This window comes from Cetobacterium somerae ATCC BAA-474 (genome assembly GCF_000479045.1).
Lineage (GTDB): Bacteria > Fusobacteriota > Fusobacteriia > Fusobacteriales > Fusobacteriaceae > Cetobacterium_A > Cetobacterium_A somerae.
This window is the reverse complement of record NZ_KI518089.1, coordinates 1-3,963: the sequence shown is the minus strand read 5'-3', so window position 1 is coordinate 3,963 and position 3,963 is coordinate 1. Positions and strand designations below refer to the sequence as shown.

The following is a 3,963-nucleotide window of genomic DNA, read 5'->3' as shown; positions in this document are numbered from 1 at the left end:
ATAATATTCTTTTAAAATAGAGGAAGAAGTTAAAGAGATAATTTTTATTAAAATATCTTTAGAAAAATTTTTTAAAATATTGTCATAAAGAGGAGTTTTTTTAGCTAAAACTAAAGCATCATCTGTAGTAAGAATTTTAAAACATTTATTTTGACTATATTTTTTTAAATATCTATATGCTAAAGAATGAAAAGTTTCAATACAAATATTTGAATCAGGTAAAAAAGAGCTGATTCTTGTTTTTATTTCATTAATAGCTTTTCTAGTAAAAGTTAGAATTAGAATATTTTTAGAAGGTATTTTAAGTTCAATTAAAAGAAGAGCTCTATATATAATGGTTCTTGTCTTTCCAGAACCTGCTCCTGCTATAACTAAAAAATGGCCATTAAAATTTATTACGGCTATTAATTGATCAAAATTTAAATTATTGATTAAAAAATTTTTGAAATTATCAGATAAATCTAAATTTTTTAAAGATATATTTTTTAAATAGTTTTCTTTCATAAAACTTATCATCTCCCCTATAAAAATAAAGCTTAATAGAATATACCTCAATAAAGTAAAAAAATCTAATAAAAGTAACAAAAAATTGAATAATGAGTCTAAAAAATTAAAATGATCAAAAATTGACGGTTAAAAATTAGAAAAATTATCGAAAAAAAATTTTAAAAAACACTAAAACACAAGTATACTAGCATTATAAAAATAAAAATTCACACAGGAGTGATGTTTATGACACTAATAAATACAATAGAAAAAGTAAGATTAGCACAAAAAGAATATTCTAAATTTACTCAAGAAAAAGTAGATGAAATTTTTAGAGAAGCTTCATTAGCTGCAAATAATGCTAGAATAAAATTAGCTAAAATGGCAGTTGAAGAAACTGGAATGGGAATTGTTGAAGATAAAGTTATAAAAAATCACTTTGCTTCAGAATATATATATAACTCATACAAGGATACAAAAACTTGTGGAACAATAGAAGTTGACGCAGCTTATGGAGTTGAAAAAATAGCTGAACCAATTGGAGTTATAGCTGGAATAGTTCCAACTACTAACCCAACATCAACAGCAATATTTAAAGCATTATTAGCTTTAAAAACAAGAAATGGAATTATTTTTTCTCCACACCCAAGAGCAAAAAATGCAACAATAGAGGCAGCTAGAATAGTTTTAGAAGCAGCAGTAAAAGCTGGAGCTCCAAAAGATATAATTGGATGGATTGCTGAGCCATCAGTTCAAGCATCTAATGATCTTATGAAAATGGCAGATTTAATATTAGCAACTGGAGGACCAGGAATGGTTAAGGCTGCTTATTCATCAGGAACACCTGCAATTGGAGTAGGAGCTGGAAATACACCAGTAATAATAGATGAAACAGCACACATAAAAATGGCAGTAAACTCAATTTTATTATCAAAAACTTTTGATAATGGAGTTATCTGTGCTTCTGAGCAAGCAGTAATAATTCCAACTTCAATTTACGATAAAGTAAAAGAAGAGTTTACAGCAAGAAATGCCTACATATTAAAAGGTGACGAAGTAGATAAAGTAAGAAAAACAATAGTAATAGATGGACATTTAAATGGAGATATTGTAGGACAATCTGCTTACAAAATAGCTCAAATGGCTGGAGTAACTGTTCCTGAAAATACAAAAGTTATTATAGGAGAAGTTGAATCAGTTGAATTAGAAGAAGCATTTTCACATGAGAAATTATCACCAGTATTAGCTATGTATAAAGCTAAGAATTTTGAAGACGCTTTAAAGAAAGCAGATAGATTAATAGAGCTTGGTGGAATGGGACATACATCAGTTTTATATGCAGATGAATTAGTTGCAAAAGATAAAATTGATTTATTTGGAAAAACAATGAAAACAGGAAGAACATTAATTAATATGCCAGCAGCTCAAGGAGCTATAGGAGATGTATTTAACTTTAAACTAGCACCATCATTAACACTTGGATGTGGATCGTGGGGAGGAAACGCTGTTTCTGAAAACGTTGGAGTTAAACACTTAATAAACATAAAGACAGTTGCTAAAAGGAGAGAAAATATGCTATGGTTTAGAATTCCTGAAAGAGTATACTTCAAATTCGGATCTCTTCCAGTGGCTTTAGAAGAATTAAAAGGAAAGAAAAAAGCTGTAATTGTAACAGATCAACAGTTAGCTTCTTTAGGATATACAGATCATATAACAACAGTTTTAGAAAATATCGGAGTAGATTTTAGAGTATTCTCAGATGTACAAGCGGACCCAACTTTAAGTGTAGTTGAAAAAGGTGCAGAATTAATGAGAAACTATAACCCAGATGTAATCATAGCTTTAGGTGGAGGTTCAGCAATGGACGCGGCTAAAATTATGTGGGTTATGTATGAGCATCCAAAAGTAAACTTTAAAGATTTAGCTATGACATTTATGGATATTAGAAAAAGAATAGTTAAATTCCCTAAAATGGGAGAAAAGGCAGAGTTCTGGGCAGTTGCAACTTCAGCAGGAACAGGATCAGAAGTAACTCCATTTGCGGTTATAACAGATGATACGACAGGAGTAAAATATCCATTAGCTGACTATGAAATTACACCAAATGTAGCAGTAGTAGATCCTCAATTGATGTTATCAATGCCAGCTGGTTTAACAGCAGCATCGGGAATAGACGTAGTAACTCACGCTATTGAGGCATATGTGTCAATAATGGCATCAGAATTTACTAATCCATTAGCATTAGAAGCAACTAGATTAACATTTAAATATCTTCCTGAATCAGTTAAAGGTGGAGCGTTAGCAGTTAAAGCTAAAGAAAAAATGGCAAATGCATCTTGTATGGCTGGAATGGCATTCTCGAACGCATTCTTAGGAATATGTCACTCAATGGCTCATAAATTAGGAGCAGCATTCCACTTACCTCATGGAGTAGCAAATGCATTATTACTTGATGAAGTAATTAGATTTAATGCAACAGATAGACCATTTAAAATGGCAGGATTTGCACAATATAAATATCCACATGCAAAAGAGTGTTACGCAAAATTAGCTGACTATTTAGGATTTACAAAAGGAAATGAAACTCCAGAAGAGAAAGCTAAAATATTAAGAAAGAAAATAGCAGAATTAAAAGCTGAAATTGGAATAAAGTCAACAATAGCAGAATATGGAATTTCAGAGCAAGAGTTCCTATCTAAATTAGATCAAATGGTTGAAGATGCATTTGATGACCAATGTACAGGAGCAAATCCAAGATATCCATTAATGAGTGATTTAAAAGAGATGTACTTAAGAGCTTATTATGGTCCAGAAAAATACTTAGCTATGCAAAAGAAAAGCGAAGAAAAATCTGAGAAAAAAGCAAAATAAAATTAGCCACCTTAATTAAATTTAGTCATATAGAAAATAAAACCTCCTAAATATTTAGGAGGTTTTATTTATAGTTATTTAATTTTTGACCATATTTGTTTAGATCCAATAAAGCCTGATTTATCAAGACTTCCTTTTACTATAAGGGTATTTGGGTCTTTAAAAGAGATTGAGCAGTAGTAAGTTTTTCCATTTTCTGGATTGTAAATAAATCCATTTTCAAAACGATCTTTTTCAGGGTTATATGTGAAATCACTAACGAAATTTATACCAACTAATAATCTTGTTTTAAGTTTTTCATCAGGATTTGCTAAATCTATTTTAGTTTTTCCTTCTAACTTGTGACCTTTCTCATAAATTGGGATAGTTAGTTGTATGATTTTTCCAAAATATCTATTGTCTATTTTTTGAAACTCTACTATGATTTGATTTCCATTTTTAGCTTTTTCAGTAATCCATTTTCCTTGAATATCCTCTTCTTTTGAAAAAGTTAAAGTACTAAATATAAGTGTAATTAATAAAAATATTTTTTTCATTTTATTCCTCCAAAATATTTGTTTTTAATATTATAACAGGTGTAATTAAATAAATCAATACTGAAAAAAA

General features: G+C 29.4%; 3 protein-coding genes. 1 reads left to right on the top strand and 2 read right to left on the bottom strand.

Features of this window, described 5'->3' with window-relative positions; genetic code table 11:
• Positions 1 to 504, bottom strand: a 504-nt coding sequence (locus HMPREF0202_RS02555) for a UvrD-helicase domain-containing protein (RefSeq protein ID WP_023051815.1), incomplete at its 3' end; no start/stop codon positions are given.
• A gap of 228 nt (positions 505 to 732) precedes the next feature.
• On the opposite strand from HMPREF0202_RS02555, the gene adhE reads away from it, so the two are divergent.
• Positions 733 to 3,357, top strand: a complete 2,625-nt coding sequence (adhE, locus tag HMPREF0202_RS02550) for a bifunctional acetaldehyde-CoA/alcohol dehydrogenase (RefSeq protein WP_147524917.1) — start codon at positions 733 to 735, stop codon at positions 3,355 to 3,357.
• Between the two features lie 74 nt (positions 3,358 to 3,431).
• Here the strand turns inward: adhE and HMPREF0202_RS02545 are convergent, their stop codons facing one another.
• Entirely contained in the window at positions 3,432 to 3,893 is a 462-nt protein-coding gene (locus HMPREF0202_RS02545; protein WP_023051813.1) for a DUF2147 domain-containing protein, read from the bottom strand.
• Positions 3,894 to 3,963: the final 70 nt, after the last annotated feature.

What these genes read in the sequence shown, in the direction of transcription:
- adhE (WP_147524917.1), top strand. Translation starts at nt 733, where the DNA reads ATGACACTAATAAATACAATAGAAAAAGTAAGATTAGCACAAAAAGAA.
- HMPREF0202_RS02545 (WP_023051813.1), bottom strand. Translation starts at nt 3,893, where the DNA reads ATGAAAAAAATATTTTTATTAATTACACTTATATTTAGTACTTTAACT.